The organism is Erythrobacter sp. RANMB8 (assembly GCF_056848235.1).
This window is the reverse complement of the sequence record NZ_JBREHG010000001.1, coordinates 134,297-155,351: the sequence shown is the minus strand read 5'-3', so window position 1 is coordinate 155,351 and position 21,055 is coordinate 134,297. Positions and strand designations below refer to the sequence as shown.

At 67.2% G+C, this 21,055-nt stretch carries 19 protein-coding genes, 1 tRNA gene and 1 riboswitch; of the genes, 15 read left to right on the top strand and 5 right to left on the bottom strand.

The genetic code is table 11. The annotated features are described in order from the left end of the window. The first annotated feature begins 30 nt into the window (after window positions 1-30). From ACU0AG_RS00845 to ACU0AG_RS00775, 15 genes are all read left to right on the top strand, one after another. Window positions 31-1,020 (top strand): D-alanine--D-alanine ligase, encoded by a 990-nt coding sequence (locus ACU0AG_RS00845; RefSeq protein ID WP_482780361.1) that lies wholly within the window; start codon window positions 31-33, stop codon window positions 1,018-1,020. Beyond that, complete coding sequence (locus tag ACU0AG_RS00840; protein ID WP_482780360.1) at window positions 998-1,924, top strand: cell division protein FtsQ/DivIB; 927 nt, start codon at window positions 998-1,000, stop codon at window positions 1,922-1,924. Before ACU0AG_RS00845 ends, ACU0AG_RS00840 begins: the two co-directional genes overlap by 23 nt. After that, window positions 1,924-3,246 carry a cell division protein FtsA gene (gene ftsA, locus ACU0AG_RS00835; protein WP_482780359.1) on the top strand — a complete coding sequence of 441 codons (1,323 nt, stop codon included), beginning with the start codon at window positions 1,924-1,926 and terminating at the stop codon, window positions 3,244-3,246. The genes ACU0AG_RS00840 and ftsA overlap by 1 nt, the downstream gene beginning before the upstream one ends. A 167-nt stretch (window positions 3,247-3,413) precedes the next feature. Then, window positions 3,414-5,174 carry a cell division protein FtsZ gene (gene ftsZ, locus ACU0AG_RS00830; protein WP_482780358.1) on the top strand — a complete coding sequence of 587 codons (1,761 nt, stop codon included), beginning with the start codon at window positions 3,414-3,416 and terminating at the stop codon, window positions 5,172-5,174. A 111-nt stretch (window positions 5,175-5,285) separates the two neighbouring features. Beyond that, complete coding sequence (locus ACU0AG_RS00825; RefSeq protein WP_482780357.1) at window positions 5,286-6,767, top strand: SPOR domain-containing protein; 1,482 nt, start codon at window positions 5,286-5,288, stop codon at window positions 6,765-6,767. A gap of 174 nt (window positions 6,768-6,941) precedes the next feature. Next, a complete protein-coding gene (locus ACU0AG_RS00820) occupies window positions 6,942-7,433 on the top strand; it encodes a type III secretion system chaperone family protein (protein ID WP_482780356.1) in 492 nt (163 codons plus the stop codon). Between the two features lie 13 nt (window positions 7,434-7,446). Then, on the top strand, window positions 7,447-8,241 hold the full coding sequence (locus ACU0AG_RS00815; protein WP_482780355.1) for a pyrroline-5-carboxylate reductase family protein: 795 nt from the start codon (window positions 7,447-7,449) through the stop codon (window positions 8,239-8,241). 142 nt (window positions 8,242-8,383) lie between these two features. Then, window positions 8,384-9,130, top strand: coding sequence for a Bax inhibitor-1/YccA family protein (locus ACU0AG_RS00810; protein WP_482780354.1), 747 nt, complete (start codon window positions 8,384-8,386; stop codon window positions 9,128-9,130). Window positions 9,131-9,319: 189 nt separating this feature from the next. Beyond that, on the top strand, window positions 9,320-10,237 hold the full coding sequence (locus ACU0AG_RS00805) for a hypothetical protein (RefSeq protein ID WP_482780353.1): 918 nt from the start codon (window positions 9,320-9,322) through the stop codon (window positions 10,235-10,237). 101 nt (window positions 10,238-10,338) lie between these two features. Further along, window positions 10,339-10,414, top strand: a tRNA-Ala gene (locus tag ACU0AG_RS00800). A 265-nt stretch (window positions 10,415-10,679) separates the two neighbouring features. Then, window positions 10,680-10,873, top strand: a riboswitch (cobalamin riboswitch). Between the two features lie 121 nt (window positions 10,874-10,994). Beyond that, on the top strand, window positions 10,995-12,926 hold the full coding sequence (locus ACU0AG_RS00795; protein ID WP_482780352.1) for a TonB-dependent receptor plug domain-containing protein: 1,932 nt from the start codon (window positions 10,995-10,997) through the stop codon (window positions 12,924-12,926). 145 nt (window positions 12,927-13,071) lie between these two features. Continuing rightward, a complete protein-coding gene (gene obgE, locus ACU0AG_RS00790; RefSeq protein ID WP_482780351.1) occupies window positions 13,072-14,136 on the top strand; it encodes a GTPase ObgE in 1,065 nt (354 codons plus the stop codon). A 9-nt stretch (window positions 14,137-14,145) separates the two neighbouring features. Continuing rightward, window positions 14,146-15,264 (top strand): glutamate 5-kinase, encoded by a 1,119-nt coding sequence (gene proB / locus ACU0AG_RS00785; protein ID WP_482780350.1) that lies wholly within the window; start codon window positions 14,146-14,148, stop codon window positions 15,262-15,264. Beyond that, complete coding sequence (locus tag ACU0AG_RS00780) at window positions 15,261-16,178, top strand: NAD-dependent epimerase/dehydratase family protein (RefSeq protein WP_482780349.1); 918 nt, start codon at window positions 15,261-15,263, stop codon at window positions 16,176-16,178. Before proB ends, ACU0AG_RS00780 begins: the two co-directional genes overlap by 4 nt. A gap of 122 nt (window positions 16,179-16,300) precedes the next feature. Continuing rightward, window positions 16,301-16,936 (top strand): hypothetical protein, encoded by a 636-nt coding sequence (locus ACU0AG_RS00775; protein WP_482780348.1) that lies wholly within the window; start codon window positions 16,301-16,303, stop codon window positions 16,934-16,936. 19 nt (window positions 16,937-16,955) lie between these two features. Here ACU0AG_RS00775 and ACU0AG_RS00770 read toward each other — a convergent pair whose 3' ends face one another. The 5 genes from ACU0AG_RS00770 to cobA all read right to left on the bottom strand — a co-directional run bounded on the left by ACU0AG_RS00770 (window position 16,956) and on the right by cobA (window position 21,055). Beyond that, window positions 16,956-17,732: a phosphoadenylyl-sulfate reductase gene (locus tag ACU0AG_RS00770; protein WP_482780347.1), complete on the bottom strand. Its 777-nt coding sequence runs from the start codon at window positions 17,730-17,732 to the stop codon at window positions 16,956-16,958. Then, window positions 17,722-18,183 (bottom strand): DUF934 domain-containing protein, encoded by a 462-nt coding sequence (locus tag ACU0AG_RS00765; RefSeq protein WP_482780346.1) that lies wholly within the window; start codon window positions 18,181-18,183, stop codon window positions 17,722-17,724. Before ACU0AG_RS00765 ends, ACU0AG_RS00770 begins: the two co-directional genes overlap by 11 nt. After that, window positions 18,176-19,834: a nitrite/sulfite reductase gene (locus tag ACU0AG_RS00760; RefSeq protein ID WP_482780345.1), complete on the bottom strand. Its 1,659-nt coding sequence runs from the start codon at window positions 19,832-19,834 to the stop codon at window positions 18,176-18,178. Before ACU0AG_RS00760 ends, ACU0AG_RS00765 begins: the two co-directional genes overlap by 8 nt. A 97-nt stretch (window positions 19,835-19,931) precedes the next feature. Next, entirely contained in the window at window positions 19,932-20,231 is a 300-nt protein-coding gene (locus ACU0AG_RS00755) for a DUF2849 domain-containing protein (RefSeq protein ID WP_482780344.1), read from the bottom strand. Further along, complete coding sequence (gene cobA, locus ACU0AG_RS00750) at window positions 20,228-21,055, bottom strand: uroporphyrinogen-III C-methyltransferase (protein WP_482780343.1); 828 nt, start codon at window positions 21,053-21,055, stop codon at window positions 20,228-20,230. Before cobA ends, ACU0AG_RS00755 begins: the two co-directional genes overlap by 4 nt.

Below are 21,055 nucleotides of genomic sequence, written 5' to 3'. Positions count from 1 at the left end.
CGACTTCGCTCGAGGCGAACGGATTCTTGTATGACTTTTTCCAAACCCCTCCACGTCGCCGTTCTGATGGGCGGTTGGGCCAATGAACGCCCCGTCTCGCTGACCAGCGGCGCGGGCGTGGCCGATGCGCTGGAGAGCAAGGGCCACCGCGTGACCCGCATCGACATGGGCCGCGATGTGGCCATGCGCTTGCATGAAGCCAACCCCGATGTGGTGTTCAATGCGCTCCACGGCGTGCCGGGGGAGGACGGCACGGTGCAGGGGATGCTCGATCTGATGGGCCTGCCCTATACCCACTCCGGCCTCGCCACCTCGGTGATCGCGATCGACAAGCAGCTGACCAAGCAGGCGCTGGTCCCCCACGGCATCCCGATGCCCGGCGGGCGGATCGTGACGCGGGATGAACTGTATCAACGCGACCCGCTGCCGCGCCCCTATGTGCTGAAGCCCGTCAACGAAGGCTCGTCGGTGGGCGTCGCCATCGTCACTGCCGACAGCAATGTGGGCAACCCGATCAGCCCGGACGCCAAGGGGCCGTGGCAGGAATTCGCCGAACTGCTCGCCGAACCCTTCATCAAGGGGCGCGAACTCACCGCCGCCGTGCTCGATGGACCCGATGGCCCGCGTGCGCTGGGCGTGACCGAACTCGTCGTCGCCAACGGCTTCTACGATTACGAGAACAAATACACTGCCGGGCGCACCGAGCATATCTTCCCCGCTCAGCTGCCGCCCGAAATCACCGCGCTGTGCGAAGCCTATGCGGTCAAGGCGCATCAGGTCCTGGGCTGCCACGGCACCAGCCGCACCGATTTCCGCTGGGATGACGAGGCAGGCGAGGACGGGCTGTTCGTGCTCGAAACCAACACCCAGCCGGGCATGACCCCGCTCAGCCTCGTGCCCGAACAGGCGGCGGGCTGCGGCATTTCCTATGCCGATCTGGTCGAGATGCTGGTGGCCGAGGCGCTCAGGGTTCACGCGCTCAAACGGGGAGGCGGCGATGGCGCAGCAGATCCGGCGTAGCTCCACCACCGGCGTGCGCCGCGCCGCCAAGGCGCAGAGCCGTGCCACCGCCGCGCGCCGGGCGCAGGGGCGGGCGAGCGGGTTCATCGATGCCGTGATGGGCGTGCTGCCCTTTACCGAGGAGCAGTGGAGCCGCATCTGGCTGGCCATGATCATCGGCGGCGGGGTGGCGATCGCCTTCATCATCGCCAATCTGGCCGGCGTGCCCGCGCTGGCGCAGGCGCAGGTGGCGCGGATTGCCGCCGATGCCGGGTTCGAGGTGCGCCACGTGCGCGTCACCGGCACAGCGCGGATGGACGAACAGCAGGTCTATGCCCGTGTGCTGGGAGAGCGCAGCCGCGCCATGCCCGAAGTCGATGTCGCCGCGCTGCGCACCGAATTGAAGACCCTGCCATGGGTCAAGGATGCCCGCGTCTCGATCCAGCTGCCGCACACGCTCAAGATCGACATTGTCGAGCGCAAGCCCCACGCGGTGCTGGAAAAGGCTGATCGTCTGGTGCTGATCGATGCCAGCGGGGTGGAACTGGAACCGGTTTCCGCCGCCAAGGCCAAGGGGATGCTGCGGCTCGCCGGGCCGGGGGCAGGCCAGCAGGCACAGCGGCTCGAAAAGCTGCTCGCCGCTGCGCCCGCGCTGGCGCCGCAGGTCGAATCCGCCGAATGGGTCGGCAACCGCCGCTGGAACCTGACCTTCAAGACCGGCCAGCTGCTCGCCCTGCCCGAAGGCGAGGTCGAAGGGGCATCGGCGCTGGTCAAGTTTGCGCGGCTCGACGGGCAGAACCGCCTGCTGGGCGGCAAGGTGCTGGCCTTCGACATGCGCAGCCCCCCGCGGCTCTACATGCGCCTGCCCGAAGGCGTGCGCGAGGCGGCGCCCTCGGTGGCGGCCAATGCCGGAGGGATGGACTGATGGCTTCCCGCGCAGCATCCCCCCGCTATGTCCGCAAGTTTGCCGCGGTCAATGTCGGCTCGTTCCGCATTTCCGCGATGATCATGGGCGAGACCGAGACCGGCGAATTGCAGGTATTGGGCAGCGGCCACCGCGCCAGCGCCGGGATCAAGCGCGGCTATGTCACCGACATGGCCGCCGCCAGCCATGCGATCCGCGATGCGGTGGAGCGGGCCGAGAAAAGCGCCTCCAGCGATGTGCGATCGGTGTGGATCGCCTGCGCCGGGGCGGGGCTCGCCAGCAATGTCGTGGCGGTCGATATCGAGATCGGCGGGCGGCGGATCGAGGACGAGGATGTCGAGCAGCTGCTGATCCACGCGCGCGAGATGATCCAGCCCGATGGCCGCACCGTGCTGCACGCGCAGCCCGCGCATTACACATTGGACGGGGCGCACGGGGTCGCCAACCCCCGCGGGCTTCATGCCGAGCGGCTGGGCGTGGATATCCACGTGATGCTGGCCGATGGTGCGCCGGTGCGCAATCTCACCGAAGCGGTGCAGAGCGCGCATCTGGAGGTCGAAGGCGTGGTCGCCGCGCCGCTCGCTGCCGGACATGCCTGCCTGACCATCGAGGAGCGCGAACTGGGCGTGGCGCTGGTCGAAATCGGGGCGGATGTCACCAATGTGGCGGTGTTTGCGGGCGGGATGCTGCTGGGATTGCAGGCGGTGCCGATGGGCTCTGCCGACATCACCGATGCCATCGCCAGCAGTTTCGGCATCCGCCGCTCGCAGGCCGAACGGCTGAAATGCGTCGCCGGATCGGCGATTGCCAGCCCTGCCGATCACCGCGAGCTGATCCCCGTCAACGGGCCGGGCGAGGCAGGGGGCGATGGTGCCCCCGTCGGGCCGCTGGCACGCGGGGCGGATGACAAGAACCGGATCGTGCGCGCCGAACTGATCGGGGTGGTCACGCAGCAGCTTGGCGTGCTGACCGGAGAGATCGGCAAGGCGCTGAAGGCGATGGGCTTTTCCGGCACGCGGGCAGGGCAGGTGGTGCTGACCGGCGGCGGCGCGGAACTGGCCGGGATGGCCGATTTCATGCAGGGCGCACTGGGGCAGCCTGTCAGGCTCGGGCGGCCGCCGCAGCTCGCCGGAATGCCCGAGGCGCACCACGCCCCCGGCTTTGCGACGCTGGCGGGCCTGTGCCTCTATGCGGCCGAAGACCCGGTCGATATCCGCGCTGTGGGGACAGGGCGCGGCGGGGTCTATCGCGGGTTTGCGAAAGAGACCGGCATCTGGGCGCTGGTCATGCGCCTGTTCCGGGCGGCGAAGGAATATTTCTGATGCGGCGCAAGCAGCCTGTCACGGCCTTGCAGCCAAGCGATTGATGAACCGAGCACTGTGGATAAGGGCTTTGCCGCTATAAAATGTGGCAAGCGATTATGTCACAGAAGATTAAAGCGGGCGGATAGCATCAAAAATCTGGCTGCCCGCGCCTGGAGGACAAGCTGATGAGCATCAATATCGGACCTGCCGCGACCGACGATCTGCGTCCGCGCATTACCGTGATCGGGATCGGCGGGGCGGGCGGCAACGCCATCGCCAACATGATCGAGGCCGAGATCGAAGGCGTCGAATTCATCGTGGCCAACACCGATGCCCAGGCGTTGAGCACTTCTCCGGCGGAAAAGCGCATCCAGCTCGGCCCCGATATCACCGGCGGCCTTGGCGCAGGCGCGCGGCCCGAAGTGGGCAAGGCGGCCGCTGAAGAAACCGTGGCCGAGATCGAAAAGGCGCTCGAAGGCGTCAACATGTGCTTCATCGCGGCCGGCATGGGCGGGGGCACCGGCACCGGCGCCGCACCCGTGATCGCGGAAGCCGCGCGCCGGATGGGCGTGCTGACCGTGGGCGTTGTCACCAAGCCGTTCCTGTTCGAAGGCACCCGCCGGATGCGCGCTGCCGAAGCGGGGATCGAGGAGCTTCAGCAGCACGTCGATACGCTGATTGTCATTCCCAACCAGAACCTGTTCCTGGTCGCCAAGGCCGAAACCACCTTCAAGGAAGCCTTCCAGCTGGCCGACGAGGTGCTCCAGCAGGGCGTGCGCTCGATCACCGACCTGATGGTGATGCCCGGCCTCATCAACCTCGACTTTGCCGACGTGCGCTCGGTCATGAGCGAGATGGGCAAGGCGATGATGGGCACCGGCGAGGGCGAGGGCGAGAACCGCGCTCTGGAAGCCGCCGAACAGGCGATCGCCAACCCGCTGCTTGACGGGGTCAGCATGGCGGGCGCCAAGGGCGTGATCATCTCGATCATCGGCGGCGAGGACATGCGCCTGCTCGAAGTCGACGAGGCCGCCAATCACATCCGCGAGCTGGTGGACGAAGACGCCAACATCATCTGGGGTTCGGCGTTCAACCCCGATCTCAAGGGCAAGATCCGCGTCTCGGTGGTCGCTACGGGCATCGAACAGAGCGCGGTCGGCGCGTCGGAACGCGCGCAGTCGATCTCGCTCGGGGCCTCGCGTGCGCCCAAGCGCCCGGTGCTCGAACTGTCGGACGATGAAGGCTTCGAGGAACTGCCGCCGGTTGCGGCTGCGTCTGAAGAGCCCGCGCCTGCGCCGGCATTCGACCTGACCCCGCCCAAAGCAACGCCGACCGTTACCTATGATGACGAGGCGCTCGATCTGGTCGAGGAAGAGGACGACGACGAGCCCGCAGCGGCCCAGCCCTTCAGCCTCAGCGGCATGCAGGCGGGTGACGATTACGGCGAGGAATATGACGATGATGTCGATGACATCGTCGATCCGCTGGCGGGCCTGCGCGGCGCCGACGGGGAGCCGACCTACGGCTATGCCCCGCCTGCCGCCGCTGCCGAAGACGATGACGACGCGCTCGATCTGGGCGAGGAATATGCCGAATATTCCGAACCCGAACAGGTCGCCGCGCCCTATACCCCGCCGGTGCAGGACGATCTGCTCGCCGATGCCGACCGGCTGGCGGCGGATAATCGCCCGGTCGAGGCAAGGCTCGGCGGCGGCCGGCGGCGGGCGCTGCTCGGCGGCGCAGCGGGTGATGCGGGCACCGGCGGGGGCGGGGGCGGCGGCGCTCCGGCGGCGGGCGGTGCGTCCGGCGCAGGCAGCACCCTGTTCGAACGCATGGCCAACCTCTCGCGCAGCACGGCCCGCGATGATGACGGGGACGACGACGGGGATGATGATGGCCCGGCGCTCAGCATCCCGCGTTTCCTCGGGCGGCAGAACAACCAGTAAGCCGGTGCCGGTGCTGTCCGCGTGGCAGCCTGGCGCGTCTGCAATGCGATTGATCGCGTGCGCGCTGTGCCTGCGGTGGCAGGAAGCGCGCCGCGCACTACAAGCGGGATCATGACAATCGCTTTTCCCACCCGCCTTGCTCCGGTCATTGCGATGGCGCTGGCAGCGGGGCTGGCTGTTCCGGCCACCGCCCAGGATGTGATCGCGCAGCCGGTGGTGCAGCCGCTCCCCTCGCCCGAAGTGCAGCGGTTGAACCGCGCTCTGGTGGCGCTGGCGAAGGCCCCGCGCGATCGTGACGCGCTGCTCGAAGCCGGGCAGGCGGCGATGGGCGTGGATGATCTGGAAGCCGCGATCGGCTTTTTCGGGCGGGCGGCAGAGATCGATCCCAACCATCCCGGCGTGGCGCAGGGGCTGGGCGGTGTCTATCTGCGCGCCGGCCGTGCGGGCGAGGCGCTGGTGCAGTTCGAACGCGCCGCCGCCGCCGGAGTGCCCGAGCGTGACATTCTGACCGATCAGGGCCTGTCGCTCGATCTGGTGGGCGAACATCCCGCAGCACAGGCTGCCTATACGCAGGCGCTGACGCTCGATCCCGGCAATGACGAGGCCCGCCGCCGCCTTGCGATCAGCCATGCGATCACCGGTAACCGTGCGCGGTTCGAAGAAGCGCTGCGCCCCCTGCTCGACCGGCGCGACATGGCCGCGCAGCGCGCCCGCGCTTTCGGCCTCGCGATCCTTGGCGATGGCGAGCGGGCGAGCGCGATTGTCGAACAGGTGATGCCGCGTGACATGGCGACGCGGCTGGTGCCCTATCTCGGCTACATGCCGCGCCTGACGAAGCCGCAGCAGGCCGCTGCCGCCAATCTCGGCCTGTTCCCGCGGGCGGCCGATATCGGGCGCGACGATCCGCGCCTCGCCCGCTTTGCGCGGGAGGAGCGCGCTGCCGACCGGCTCGCTCCGGCAGGCCCGCCGCTCGATGCGCGCACCGCGCCGCCGCCGACGCTGGCAGAACTGGCACCGCCCCGCACGGCGATGCCTGCACCCGCACCCGCACCCGCTCCGGCACCCGCATCCGCCCCGGCTCCGGCAATCGTGGCGGTTGCTGCGCCCGTCACACCGCCTCCGGCACCCGCCCCGCAGCCTGCCCCGCAGCCTTCATCCCCGCCGCTGCGCGTGGCCGATGCCTTTGCCGATCTCGGCAGCGCGCCCTTGCCTGATGCCAAGGTTGGCGGGGGTGCGGTCGATATCACCCGCATCACCGTCAAGCGCGAGGCTCCGCCGCCGCCGCCCGAAAAGCCCAAGCCCAAGGAACCGGCCAAGCCCGTGCACCCCAGCCGCGTGTGGGTGCAGGTGGCGACCGGCAAGGATGTGAAGGCGCTGGGTTTCGACTGGCGGCGCATATCGAAATCGGGCGGCGCGCCGCTGGCGAAACTCGCGCCGCACACCACCCGCTGGGGCGCGGCCAACCGCCTGCTGGCCGGCCCGCTCGACAACCGCACCAAGGCCGAAGCGCTGGTGAAGGAGTTGAAGGGCAAGGGGCTCGACAGCTTCCTCTACGTCAGCCCCGAAGGCGAGGAAATCCAGCCGCTTAAGTAGAAATCGGCGGGCATCCCCCACTTTCTTTGCACAGGCTTTGCACAGGTCTGTCCGGTTCTCCCCAGCCACTCTGGCGCGGCGGATTGCCAAGCCTCGGGCTCTCCGTTCAAACGTGAGGCGGTTGGTGCGATGCGCGCCGACCCCAGCGAAAGACCGTCGATGAGAGCGCAAGACATGGATTATTCCGCCGAGGACGATGCCGCCCCCGTCGATATGCTTGCCAGCCTGTTCGCAGCGCGTGGCTGGCCCTATGAAATGGTCTCCGACGACGAGATGAGCGGCGAAGTGCAGGGCAGCTGGGCCAATTACCAGCTGCGCGCGATCTGGCGGGCCGAAGACGGCGTGCTGCAATTCCTCTGCCTGCCCGATATCCGGGTGACCGACGACAAGCGCGCTTCGGCTTACGAGCTGCTGTGCCTCGTCAACGAACAGATGTGGCTGGGGCATTTCGACATCTGGTCGAACGGCGATGTGCTGCTCTATCGCCATGGCGCGCTGCTGGGCGATGATGGCCGGCTGAGCCTCGACATGGCGCAGGCGCTGGTCGAATGCGCGATCGACGAATGCGACCGGTTCTACCCGGCGTTCCAGTTCGTGCTGTGGGGCGACAAGAGCCCGCGCGCGGCGCTGGAAGCGGCGATGGTTGACGCGGCGGGCGAGGCCTGAGAGCCTTGGGCCGATGATCACGAACCTTCTCATCATCGGTTGCGGCAATATGGGCGGCGCGATGCTGGCCGGCTGGCTGGCGGCGGGCGAGGATCCGGCGCGCTTTGCCGTGCTCGATCCCGGTCTGGCCGAAACGCCCGCAGGCGTGGCGCTCTATCGCGATGCGGGCGCGGTGCCCGGCACGCATGACGCGGTGCTGCTGGGGTTCAAGCCGCAGCAACTCGGCGCTTTGGGGCCGGGGTTGCAGGGTGTGACAGCGGGCAAGGCGGTGTGTTCGCTGCTGGCCGGGATCACCCGCGACCAGCTCGCCGCCGCGTTTCCGCAAGGCGCAGCCCATGTGCGGGTGATGCCCAACCTTGCGGCGCGGATCAACAAATCGCCCGTGATCCTGTGCGAGCGCGGGCTTGGGCACAGCGAGCGCGAGGGCGTGTTCGCGCTGTTCGACCGGCTCGGCAGCGCGGTGTGGCTGGAGGATGAAACGCGGTTCGATCTCGTCACCGCGCTGGCCGGATCGGGGCCGGGCTTTGTCTATCGCTTTATCGATGCGCTGGCGGGGGCCGCGATCGATCTCGGGCTCGACGAAGCCACCGCGGCGAGCCTCGCGCTGGCCACGGTGGAGGGTGCCGCATCGCTGGCGGCGGCCTCGGATGTCGGCCCGGCAACCCTGGCCGATCGTGTCGCCAGCCCCGGCGGCATGACCCGCGAAGGGCTGAACGTGCTCGATGATGGCGCGGCCCTGCGCACACTGCTGACCGCCACCTTGCGCGCCACGGCCGAGAAAGGCGCGGCGCTTTCCAAAGGCAGTTAAGATTAACGCCTGTTAATCTGAACGGATTGCGCGCTTTGCAATCCGGTTTCGCTTGAAAAGCGCAAAACAAACCCCGATATTCCCCCCATTGGAGAGCGCGGGCTTTTCCGCGCTCCGACTTGGAAAGGCATAGGGTTTCACAATGGCTGACTGGAATGACACCTCGCGCAATGCGCAGCGTCTGGGCTCCGTGCCCCGCGCCGGGGGCGATGTCGCCGGCCGCGTGAGCTTTGACGAGGGCCTGCGCAAGCACATGCTCTCGATCTACAATTACATGACCTCGGGCATCCTGCTGACCGGGATCGTCGCACTGCTGGCCTTCACCAGCGGCGTTGCCGAAACGATCTTCACCGGCGGCATCCTGCGCTGGATCGTGGCCCTTTCGCCGATGGCGATCGTGTTCGCGATGAGCTTTGGCGCCAACCGCTTCAGCACCGGCACGCTGCAGGCGATGTTCTGGGGCTTTGCCGTCCTGATGGGCCTGTCGCTCTCGTCGGTGTTCCTGATCTACACCGGCGGTTCGATCGCCACGACCTTCTTCGCCACCGCGGCGGCCTTTGCCGGCCTGTCGCTGTGGGGCTACACCACCAAGAAGAACCTGTCGGGCATGGGCAGCTTCCTGATCATGGGCGTGATCGGCCTGCTGGTGGCGATGGTGATCAACATCTTCCTGCAGAGCCCCGCGTTCCACTACGCGATCAGCTTCATCGGCGTGCTGATCTTTGCCGGTCTCACCGCCTATGACACGCAGCGGCTGAAGAACGAGTACGAGATGCTGCGCGGCACGCAGTTTGCGGGCAAGGCCGTGGTGCTGGGCGCGCTGAGCCTCTACCTCGACTTCATCAACATGTTCACCTTCCTGCTGCAGTTCCTCGGCAACCGCGAGTAATCGCGCGCAAAGCCAACCTGTCTCAGGTGTTGAAATAACAGGTGCCCGGAGCCTTTCCCAAGGTTCCGGGCATTTGCTTTGTCGGCTGACGCGGCTATCGGAGATGCTTAATGCTGCATCAAGCATCAGGCCGGCAGGATCGCCGGCCCGCGGCAGCCAATCCGCAGCCAGAGAGGTTCACCAGAAGACATGAGCGCGGCCCCCGAGACGCTTTCAAATGCCACCCCTTCGTCCACCCCGTTCGGACTGAAAATCACCACGCTGGCCGTGGGCATCGCCGCGCTGGCCGCCTGCGCGACCCCTGCGCCGCCGCCGCCTCCGCCGCCGCCGCCCCCTCCGCCGCCGCCGGTGGTCGAAGCGGTGCCCTATCGCCCGCTGCCGCCGGGCGGTGCGCATTACGTCATGGAAATCCCGCAGCGCGGGCCTGATGGCAAGCGCATGACGGTCAATTCCGGTCTGACCGACGATCAGCTCGTCTGGAACCTGCGCTCGGCGTGGAACGTGGCCGCGCTCAACTGCCTGTCGGCGGAATACCAGCCGATCCTCGATGGCTACCGCGCCTTCCTGACGAAAAACGTCAAGCCGCTGAAGGCGGTGAACGACCGGATCGAGAAGGGCTACAACAACCGTTACCGCGTGCGCCGCGATGCGATGGTGGCGCGCGACGGCTATACCACGCAGGTCTACAACTTCTTCGCGCTGCCCGCCGCCCGCGCCGGGTTCTGCCGCGCCGCGCTCGATATGGCGAACCGCGCTCTGGCCGCGCCGCCGACCGATCCGCTCGGCTTTGCCCGCGCCAATTTCGACGGGTTGCTGCTGCCGTTCGAGGAGTTTTTCGCCGAATACGAGGCCTATCAGCAGGCCTCGGCGGCGTGGGATGACAAGTGGGGCGCGCTCTACGGTCCCTCGCAGCCCGGCTGGGTCGCGGTGCAGGAAGCCCGCGCCAGCGGCCTGCCGGTGCCGAGCGTGACCAGCCTGGTCAGCGACAGCGCGGTGCAGACCGTGATCGACCCCGAAACGGGCGCCGCCGTGCCGGTGGTACCGGTGACCGAAGGCGTCATGTCGCAGCCGGTGGTGCAGCCGATCGCCGAGGCTCCGAAGCCGTAATCACACGGGGCGCAGCGGCCAAAATCGCCGTTGCAAGGGGTCGCGCTTGGCGCTAATGCGCGGCCTCGCCCGCCCTTTGCGGCAGGCGCGAAAGCTGGAACGGGGCCGTAGCTCAGATGGGAGAGCGCGTCGTTCGCAATGACGAGGTCAGGGGTTCGATCCCCCTCGGCTCCACCAGTTTCGGGAGGATCGTGAATGTCCGGGCGACATTCACGGCCCCGAACCTCCCAAGCACAAGTGCGCGAGGGGTTTCCCCCCATCGTCGCCCCGTGCCTGACACGGGGCTCGGCTTTTTCGTGCCCAGACGCGACAAGATCGGGCGTCCATTTCGAAAAGCAGCCAAGCCCCGCATCAAGTGCGGGGCGACGAGGGCAGAGAAATTTCCGCAAGAGTGCGCGCACGTTGCCCTTACATCGCTTGCCGTCAGCCTCGCTTGACGCTATCCGTCTGCCCGCGTTTCGGTAACGGGAATGCGGTGCAAATCCGCAGCTGTCCCTGCAACTGTAAGCGGTGAGTGTGGGGTGCGCTCCCTCTTTCGAGAGGGCAGCCACTGGGGGTCTTCGGGCCATCCGGGAAGGCGAGCATCCCATGCGGCGATCCGTGAGCCAGGAGACCGACCGGGGCGTGTCGCTCTTTGCTTGGTTCAGGGGTTGGCCAGGCGCGGAAACAGACTTTCGTTGTGAGCGACATCGCCGGGCTGCACGGGGGAGGGATCGCCTCCTTGCGGCCACCATGTTGCTGATGACGGGAGGAATCCGTGAAGAATTTTGCATATTTGGGCAGCGTCGCGTGGGCGGCGCTGGTTTGGGCTGCGCCTGCGTGGGCGCAGGACGAGCCGCAGCAGGAAAATCTGCTGCAGGAAATCGTGTTCGCCGATAACCGCCGCAGCGATATCATCGTCAGCGCCAGTCGTTCGGGCGATGCCGATGTGCCGGAGAACTATCCCGGTTCGGTCACGGTGCTGACCGGACGGCAGCTCGAACAGCGCCAGACCCGCGACATTGCCGATGTGCTGCGCGATGTGCCCGGCGTGGCGGTGGCGGGCGTTGCGGGCCAGACCCAGATCCGCCTGCGCGGGACGGAGGCCAATCACGTGCTGGTGCTGGTCGACGGGATCGAGGTGTCCGATCCCTTCGCGGGCGAATTCGATATCGGCACGCTTCAGGCCGAGCCCGGCGCCCGCCTTGAAGTGCTGCGGGGGCCGCAGTCGGCGCTCTATGGTCCCGACGCGATCGGGGGTGTGATCGCCTATGAAAGCGCGACCGGCGACGGCTTTGCGGCGCGGCTGGAAGGCGGCACGCAGGGCACCATCAACGGCGCGGCGCGTTACGGATATGTGGGGCAGGGCTGGGACGCGGGCTTTTCCGCCGTGGTTGTCAGCACCGATGGCCAGCCCAATGCGCGCAGCGGCACTCGCGATATCGGACGTGACAGCTACACGCTCGCAGGCAAGGGCAGCGTCAAACTGGCCGAAGGCTTGCAGCTGCGCGCCGCCGCCCGCTTCATCCGCACCGAAGGCCGCACCAACGACAGCGATTTCGATACCACCAGCCCGACCTTCGGCTTCATCATCGACAGCCCCGGCGTCACCTTCACCAACGAGGCGATCTACGCCCTCGTCGGGGCGCGGGCCGAGGCGCTGGATGGTGACTGGACGCATGATCTTTCGGCGCAGGTGGCGGATGTCACGCGCCAGACCGACAGCCCCTTCGGCATCACCTCGGCCAGCGAGGGCGACCGCTTCAAGGCGTCCTATGTATCGGCGCTCAGAACGGGCGATCACACCCTTACTGTCGCCGCCGATTACGAGGTCGAAGGCTTCCGCAACGCGACGCCGGGCGGCTTCGTGTTCGATGAGCGGCGCGAGATCGAGCAGGTCGGGCTGGTGGGCGAATATCGCTACAGCAACGACGGCGTCGATCTGTCGGCGGCGCTGCGGCATGACATCAACGACCTGTTCCGCGATGCGACCACCTTCCGTGTGGGCGCGGGGTATCGGGTTACCGACACCACCCGCCTGCGCGCAGCGGCGGGCAGCGGGGTCAAGAACCCCGGCTTCTTCGAGCTCTACGGCTTCATCGACGGGCGCTTCATCGGCAATGCCGCGCTGCGTCCGGAAAAGTCGACGGGGTGGGAGGTCGGGATCGACCAGCAACTGGGCGATGCCAACCTTGCGGTGACCTATTTCGACAGCGAGCTGGAGGGCGAGATCTTCACCACCTTCCCGCCGCCGACCTTCATCGCCACCCCGTCCAACCGCACCACGGAAAGCCGCCAGCGCGGGGTTGAAGTCGCGCTCAATGCCCGGATTGGCGCTGCCTTCAGCCTCGATGCGGCCTATAGCTACCTCGACGCCGAGGAAAACGGCCGCGAGGAAGTGCGCCGCCCGCGCCACATCGCCAGCGCGGCGCTGACTTGGACGGCACCGGGCGACAAGGCCTCGGCCACGCTGGTGGTGCGCCACAATGGCCGGAGCCTCGACGATGCCTTCACCGATCCCAGCTTCGTGCCGGTGCGGGTGCGGCTGGACGATTACACGCTGGTCAACCTCAATGCGCGGGTGAAGCTGAGCGATGAGGTCAGCGGCTTCGCCCGCGTCGAAAACCTGCTGGGCGAGCGTTACGAACAGGTGTTCAGCTTCGTCTCGCCGGGGCGCAGCGCGGTGGTGGGGGTTGAAGCGAGGTTTTGAAGTCTCCCCTCCCGCTTGCGGGAGGGGCCGGGGGTGGGAAAGCGTTCGAGCCTTGCGGCTCGCCCCACCCCTTGATCCCCTCCCGCAGGCGGGAGGGGAGATAGTAGCCCTCGCATTTGCAGCAATTATTCCCTATGCGCCCCCCATGCATTTCCTCGACCAAGCCAAGATCTATGTGAAGTCCGGCGGCGGCGGCCCCGGCGCTGTCAGCTTCCGGCGCGAAAAATATGTCGAATATGGCGGGCCCGACGGCGGTAACGGCGGGCGCGGCGGCGATATCGTGTTCGAGGCCGTGGCGGGCCTCAACACGCTGATCGACTTCCGCTATTCGCAGCACTTCAAGGCCCCGCGCGGCGGCCACGGCATGGGCAAGGACCGCACCGGCGCATCGGCGGAACCGCTGGTGATCAAGGTGCCGGTCGGCACGCAGGTGCTGTCCGAAGACAAGGAAGAGGTGCTCGCCGATTTCACCGAAGTCGGCCAGCGCGTCGTCTTCCTCGAAGGCGGGATGGGCGGGCGCGGCAATGCGTCCTACAAGACCTCCACCAACCGCGCCCCGCGCCAGCATCAGCCGGGCATTCCCGGACAGGAAGCATGGGTGTGGCTGCGGCTGAAACTGCTCGCGGACGTGGGCCTTGTCGGCCTGCCCAACGCGGGCAAATCGACCTTCATCAACGCCGTGTCCAATGCGCAGGCGAAGGTCGGCGATTATGCCTTCACCACGCTGGTGCCGAAACTGGGCGTGGTGCGCCACAAGGGCCGCGAATTCGTGCTGGCCGACATTCCCGGCCTGATCGAGGGCGCGGCAGAAGGTGTCGGGATCGGCGACCGCTTCCTCGGCCATATCGAGCGCTGCCGCGTGCTGATCCACCTGATCGACATCACCGGCACCGAAGACGCCGACCCCGCCGAAGCCATGCGCATCGTCGAGGAAGAACTGGCAGCCTACGGCGCCGAGCTGGACGAAAAGCCGCGTCTGGTGGTGCTCAACAAGCTCGATCTGGCCGACGCCGAGCTGGTCGAGGCCTTCCGCAAGGAATTGCTGGCAGCGGGCGCGGACAAGGTTTTTGCCGTGTCGGGCGCGACCGGCGCGGGCATCCCCGAACTGCTCGACGCGGTGCTCGGCTACCTGCCGGATCGCACCGCGACCGAGACCAAGGCCGTCGAGGTCGAGGACGAGGGCGACGCGCCCGCATGGTCGCCGCTCTGATCTGACGCGATGCTGACGAAACTCGCCGACATACCCTCCGCCCGCCGGATCGTGGTCAAGATCGGCTCGGCGCTGCTGGTCGGCGGCGGGCAGGCGCGGGAAGGCTGGCTGGTGCGCATGGCGGGCGATCTCGCGATGCTGCGGCAGGCAGGCGCGCAGGTGATCGTGGTGAGTTCCGGCGCGATTGCGCTGGGCGCGGCGCGGCTGGCCTTGCCCAAGGGCGGGCGCGGCAGCCTCGCCGATGCGCAGGCCGCCGCCGCGGTGGGCCAGATCGCGCTCGCCGACCTGTGGAGCCGCGCGCTCGGCAGCGAGGGGATTACGGCGGCGCAGATGCTGCTGACGCTGGGCGATCTCGAAGACCGCCGCCGCTATCTGAACGCCGCCGCCACGCTCGACCGGCTGCTGGAGGCAGGCACGATCCCCGTCATCAACGAGAACGATTCGGTCGCCACGGAAGAAATCCGCTTTGGCGATAATGACCGGCTGGCGGCCCGTGTGGCGCAGGCAGCCAATGCCGATCTGGTGCTGCTGCTGTCGGACGTTGACGGGCTGTATGACCGCGATCCGCGTGCGCCGGGCGCGGCGCTGGTGCCGGTGGTGGACGCCGTGACGCCAGAGGTGATGGCGATGGCGAGCAGTGCCTCGTCCTCAGGCCTCGGTTCGGGAGGGATGGTCTCCAAGCTGCAAGCCGCGCAGATTGCCACGCGGGCGGGGATTGCGCTGGCGATCCTCAACGGCACGCATGACGCGCCGATTGCCCATGCTCTGGCTGCGGGCACAGGGACGCTGTTCCTCCCCGTCAGCGCGGCCTCGGCCCGCAAGGCATGGCTCGGCGGGCGGCTGGCCCCTGCGGGCGATCTGCGCGTGGACAAGGGCTGCGCCGAGGCACTGAAGGGCGGGGCGAGCCTGCTGGCGGCGGGGGTCGTGGGCGTTTCCGGCAACTTCCGGCGCGGCGATCTGGTCAGCGTGCTGAGCCTCAGGGGCGAACGTCTCGCGCAGGGCCTTGCCGAATATGACGCCGCCGAAATGCAGCTGATCGCCGGCAAGCGGGCAGAAGAGCAGGCCGAACGCCTCGGCTATGCGCCGCGCTCCTGCGTGATCCACCGCGATCACATGGTGTTGCTGTGAGCCTCATCGCGATCACCGGCGCGACCGGTTTTGTCGGCTCGGCGGTGCTGGAAGCGGCGCTGGCGGCGGGGCACAGTGCAAGGGCACTCGCCCGCCGCGATCAGCCGATGCGTGCAGGGGTGGAATGGGTGCGCGGCGATCTCGGCGATACGGCGGCGCTTGCCACACTGGTCGCCGGGGTGGACGCGGTGGTGCATGTGGCGGGCCTCACCAACACGCCTGATCCTGAGCAGTTCGAAGTCGCCAATGTCACCGGCACCGCCAATGTGCTGGCCGCGATGCAGGCTGCGGGCGTGCGGCGGCTGGTGCATGTTTCCTCGCTCTCTGCGCGCGAGCCGAAGCTGTCGGCCTATGGCGCGTCCAAGATGCGCGCCGAGGTGCTGGTCGAGGCGTCGGGGCTGGACTGGACCATCGTGCGCCCGCCCGGCGTCTATGGCCCGCGGGATACCGATTATCTGGAGATGTTCCGCACCGCCAAGTGGGGTTTCGTGCCACTGCCGCCGGGCGGGGCGAGCTCGATCATCCATGCCGATGATCTGGCCGAGCTGCTGGTGACGCTGGCGACAGGCAACGCCGCGCCGGTGCGCAAGAAAATCTACGAGCCTGACGATGGCAGGCAGGGCGGGTGGAGCCACAAGGAACTCGCGCAGGCGATTGGCCGGGCGGTGGGCCGCGCTGCCGTGTTCGCGCCGCACCTGCCGCGCCCGGTGCTCGATGCTGCCGCTGCTGCCGACCGCATGGTGCGCGGCGACCGCGCCAAGCTCACCGCCGACCGCGTGGGCTACATGTGCCACCCCAACTGGGTCGCCCGCTTCGACCGCGCCGTGCCGCCGGGCATCTGGCAACCGAGGATCGCGGGCGAGGATGGGCTGAAGGCAACCGCCGAGTGGTATCGGCGCGAGGGGTGGCTGTAGCACCATCAGGGCCACCATGCAGGTGGTCGCCAGACGGTTTCCGGCATGATATCAATTGCTCGCCAGCCTTGGCATGCATGGGGATTCGCGCTGACGCAGGCGTATCGCAGGGGGGGGGAGTCGTGGCGCTCAATCAAGAAGCATTCGACCGCATCGAGTCATACGAACTGGCCAAGGGCAGACAATTCGGCAGGCTCAAACACACGGGGTTCGGTGACAAATATATGCCGGACGGCGGCTATAATGGTGGCATCGAAAATCCCGAATTTCATCCGATCCCGTTATCGTCTCTGCTCATCCGTTTCGGCGGATCGGCGTGGAAAGGTTCGGATCCCTTTGCCGGACGGGTTGCCGCCGGCGAGTGGTGGCTTGATTATGACAATCTGGTGCGGATTGTGGAATATGCCCGAGCGATCGATGAAACACTCGCTTACGCCGTGAGACAGACATGCGCTGTGCCCGACGATTGGAGCGACATGACACTCCTTATCACGGGTTACACCCGCTCGCCACTTTGGGCCTACAAAGGATTGGGCAATGTCGCTTTCGGCAAGAAGGTGACGATCGACCCGAAGTCGCCCGGAAAACCGGCGGTGGAACAGCTGTATATTCCGGGATTGAACGATCCCGATCTGCGCAGGCAGGCGCTGATCGTTCGCACTGCAACGTTTTTGCATCCTGCGATGTCCAAACCTGGCGCTTTGGCACGGATGCGAGAACAAACGCGGATTCGCGAAATACTTCAGATCAAGTCCTGACCTGACGGCAGCCGCGCCTCTACAAGAACGGCTCCTCGCCCGGCTTGTGGATGCCGCATTCGGTCTTGTCCCAGCCTTTCCACCGCCCTGAACGCGGGTCTTCGCCCGGGAGCACCTGCGAGGTGCAGGGGGAGCAGCCGATCGAAGGATAGCCCTGCGCGATCAGCGGGTGGCGCGGCAGGTCGTGGGCGATGAAATAGCCTTCGATCTGGCCCGCGTCCCAATCGATCAGCGGGTTGATCTTGAGCCGTCCAGCCGCGTCCGAGGTGTCGAGTTCGAAGCGCGGCAGATTGGCGCGGGTCGCGGCCTGAAACGCCTTCCTGCCGGTGAAGCTGGCATCGTAATCCAGCAAAGCCTTCGCCAGCGGGCGCACCTTGCGGATCTCGCAGCAGCCATCGGGATCGTAGGACCACCTCAGGCCGGTTTCGTCCTTTGCCGCAAGGTCGGCTGCGTCCGGCGTCAGCACCACGAGGTTGAGGCCGAGGCGCGCCGCCAGCGTGTCGCGATAGGCCAGCGTTTCGGCAAAATGCTTGCCCGTGTCGAGGAACAGCACCGGCACTTGCCTGTCGACGCTGGCGACGAGATGCAGCAGCACCGCGCTCTCCGCCCCGAAGCTGGAGACCACCGCCAGATCGCCCGCCAGGCGATCACGGATCACCGCTTCGAGCATTTCAGCCGTCGTGCTGCCGCGGAACATCCGGTTCAAACGCACCGCATCATGCTCGGTAAAGCGCGGGGCGAGGTCGAGCGCGTCGCGGGTGCGGGTGCCGGGGACGAGCCTGAGTTCAGGCTTCATGGCGCTTGTCCGCGATGGTGGCCCTGCGGTCGGCGGCGCGCTGGTAGACATTCTCCCATGTCGCAAAGGCGCGCTTCGCGTCTTCCTCGTCCAACCGCTGGTCGGGGGCGAAGCTGTCGAAGCCGCAGCGGCGCATGTGGCTGAGCTGGTCGATCAGCACCGCGCCCACCGCGCGCAATTCGCCGGTATAGCCCGCCTCGCGCAGGATGCGGGCCGCCGAATAGCCGCGCCCGTCGCCGAAGACGGGGAAGTTGACCTCCACCAGCGCCAGGCGATCGAGGAACGGCAAGAGCAGGCGCGCATCGTCGCCCGGCTCGATCCGCACGGCGTTGGCGTTGGTTTGCTCCAGCGCGGAATCGACCGTCACCGTGCCGTGATCGACGGGCTCATCGTCACGGAAGCGGAATTGCACCTCGTCGGGGGAGGTGCCGAGGTTCTGGGTGTCACCCATAAAGCGCCTCCTTGAACGGCTCCATGCCGATGCGGCGGTAGGTATCGAGGAAGCGCTCGCCCTCGGTGCGGCTGGCGAGATAGACGTCGGTGACTTTCTCGACCGCGGCGATCACGCCGTCCTCGTCAAAGCCGGGGCCGGTGATCTTGGCGAGACTGACATCCTCGGCCTCGCTGCCGCCGAGCGAAAGCTGGTAATTCTCCACACCCTTCTTGTCGACGCCAAGGATGCCGATGTGGCCCGCGTGGTGGTGCCCGCAGGCATTGATGCAGCCGGAGATTTTGAGCTTCAACTCGCCCACTTGCCCGGTGCGGCCGGTTTGCGCGAACCGCTCCGAAATGCGCTGGGCGAGCGGGATCGAGCGGGCGTTGGCAAGCGAGCAATAGTCGAGGCCCGGGCAGGCGATGATATCCTCGATCGTGTCCATGTTGGGCGCGGCAAGGCCCGCTGCCTCCAGCGCCGTCCACACCGCGTGCAGATCGCTGATCGCGACATGCGGCAGCAGCAGGTTCTGGGTGTGCATCACCCGCAGTTCGTCAAAGGAATAGAGCTTCGCCAGCCGTGCCACGATCCGCATCTGGTCCGCAGTGGCATCGCCGGGAATGCCGCCGACGGGTTTGAGGCTGATCACGGCAGAGACGTAACCGGGTGCCTTGTGGGGGTGGGTGTTCTGGCGAACCCACTGGCCAAACCTGCTGCCCTGTCCTCCGTTCGCCTCGAGCAACGTCGAGAGGCTGGGTGTCTCGACTGCGCTCGACACGAACGGGGGTGGGGTGAAATGCGTCTTGATGCGTTCGAGTTCCTCACGCGGCGGCTCCACGCCGATGCTCAGAAGGTGCGCGAATTCCTCCTCGACCTGCCGGATATACTCCGCCGCGCCGAGCTCATGGACGAGGATCTTGATCCGCGCCTTGTACTTGTTGTCGCGCCGGCCGTAGCGGTTGTAGACCCGCAAGGCCGCCTCGGCATAGGTGATGAACTGGTCGATCGGCACGAAGTCGCGGATCAGCGGGGCGATCATGGGCGTGCGGCCCATCCCGCCACCGGCGTAGAACTGCGCGCCGATTTCCCCGTCACGCTTGACGATCCGCACCCCGATATCGTGCAGCCGCATCGCGGCGCGGTCCTTTTCCGAGGCGATCACCGCGATCTTGAACTTGCGCGGCAGGTAGGTGAACTCCGGATGGAAGCTCGACCACTGGCGCATCAGCTCGGCATAGGGGCGGGGGTCCACCACCTCGTCGGCGGCAGCGCCTGCGAAGTGATCGGACGAGATGTTGCGGATGCAGTTGCCGCTGGTCTGGATCGCATGCATTTCGACCTTGGCGAGGTCGGCAAGCGCATCGGCGGCATCCTCCAGCCTGATCCAGTTGTACTGGATATTCTGGCGGGTGGTGAAGTGGCCATAGCCGCGATCGTAGCGCTCGGCGATGTCGGCCAGCGCCTCCATCTGGCGGCTGTCGAGCGTGCCATAGGGGATCGCCACGCGCAGCATATAGGCGTGGAGTTGCAGGTAGAGCCCGTTCATCAGCCGCAATGGCTTGAACTGGTCCTCGGTCAGCTTGCCTTCGAGACGGCGGCGGGCCTGATCGCGGAATTCCTCCACGCGGGCATCGACCATCGCCTGGTCATATTGGTCGTAACGATACATCAGAAACTCCGTTCGCTTCGAGCGAAGTCGAGAAGGCGGCTCGCGTGGGTGTCTCGACTACGCTCGACACGAACGGCAAAGGTGTGTGCAGTGGTCATCAGATCACCCAGTCCCAGCCGGTCTTGTCGGCGGTTGGCACAGCAAGGTCGCGCCGCACGGTCGGGCCGAGTGCGCGCACGCGGTCCTTGATGTGGGCGGGGCGGACATGGCCGGCGGCGTCAATGCTGGCGTCGATGGCATAGGGCACGTTGACGCGGCGGGCGGCTTCCTCGCGGGCGAGGATTTCTCCGGCCTCCTCGCCAACGTCGACCGCATCATCGACGAACAGCGACCAGCCCTTGCCGTCCCACCATGTCACCGCGCCGCTGCGCAGGTCGTTGCCGGTGAGGATTTTCATGGCTTTTGCTCTCCGTCACCCCAGCGCAGGCTGGGGCCTAGGGCTTCAATGAACTGCGCTTGCCGCTCTAGGTCCCAGCTTGCGCTGGGATGACGGCTGGTGTCGGGGAGGCGCGCGGTCACCTCGCCGATCACGATCAGCGCGGGGCTTTTGACCGCTTCGGCTTCGACCAGATCGGGCAGGGCGGCGAGCAGCCCGCGCAGCACGCGCATTTCGGGGCGCGCGGCGTTTTCGATCACGGCCACCGGCATGTCGGGGGCGAGGCCATCGGCCATCAGCTTCTCGGCGATTTGCGGCGCGGTGGACACGCCCATGTAGATCACCAGCGTGCGGCCCTTGCCGGCCAGACCCGACCAGTCCTGTTCGGAAAGGCCCTTGCACTGGCCCGCGACGAAGCTGACGATGCTGGAAGCGTCGCGGTGGGTGAGCGCGATCTGCGCCGCCGCGCCCGCGCCCTGCGCTGCGCTGATGCCGGGGACGACTTCGACGCGAACGCCTGCCGCCCGCGCCGCCTCGGCCTCCTCGCCGCCGCGCCCGAAGATGAAGGGATCGCCGCCCTTCAGCCGCACGACATCGCGTCCGGCCTGCGCCTCTGCCACCAGCAGCGCGTTGATCGCTTCCTGCGGCAGGGTGTGGCGGGCGCGCTGTTTGGCGACGGAGATCAGCCGCGCATCGGGGCGGGCAAGGCCGAGAATGTCGGGGCCGATCAGTCCGTCATGGACGATCACTTCCGCCTGTTCGATCAGGCGCGCGGCGCGCAGGGTGAGCAGGTCCACCGGACCCGGCCCCGCGCCGACAAGATAGATGGTGCCGGTCTTTCGCAT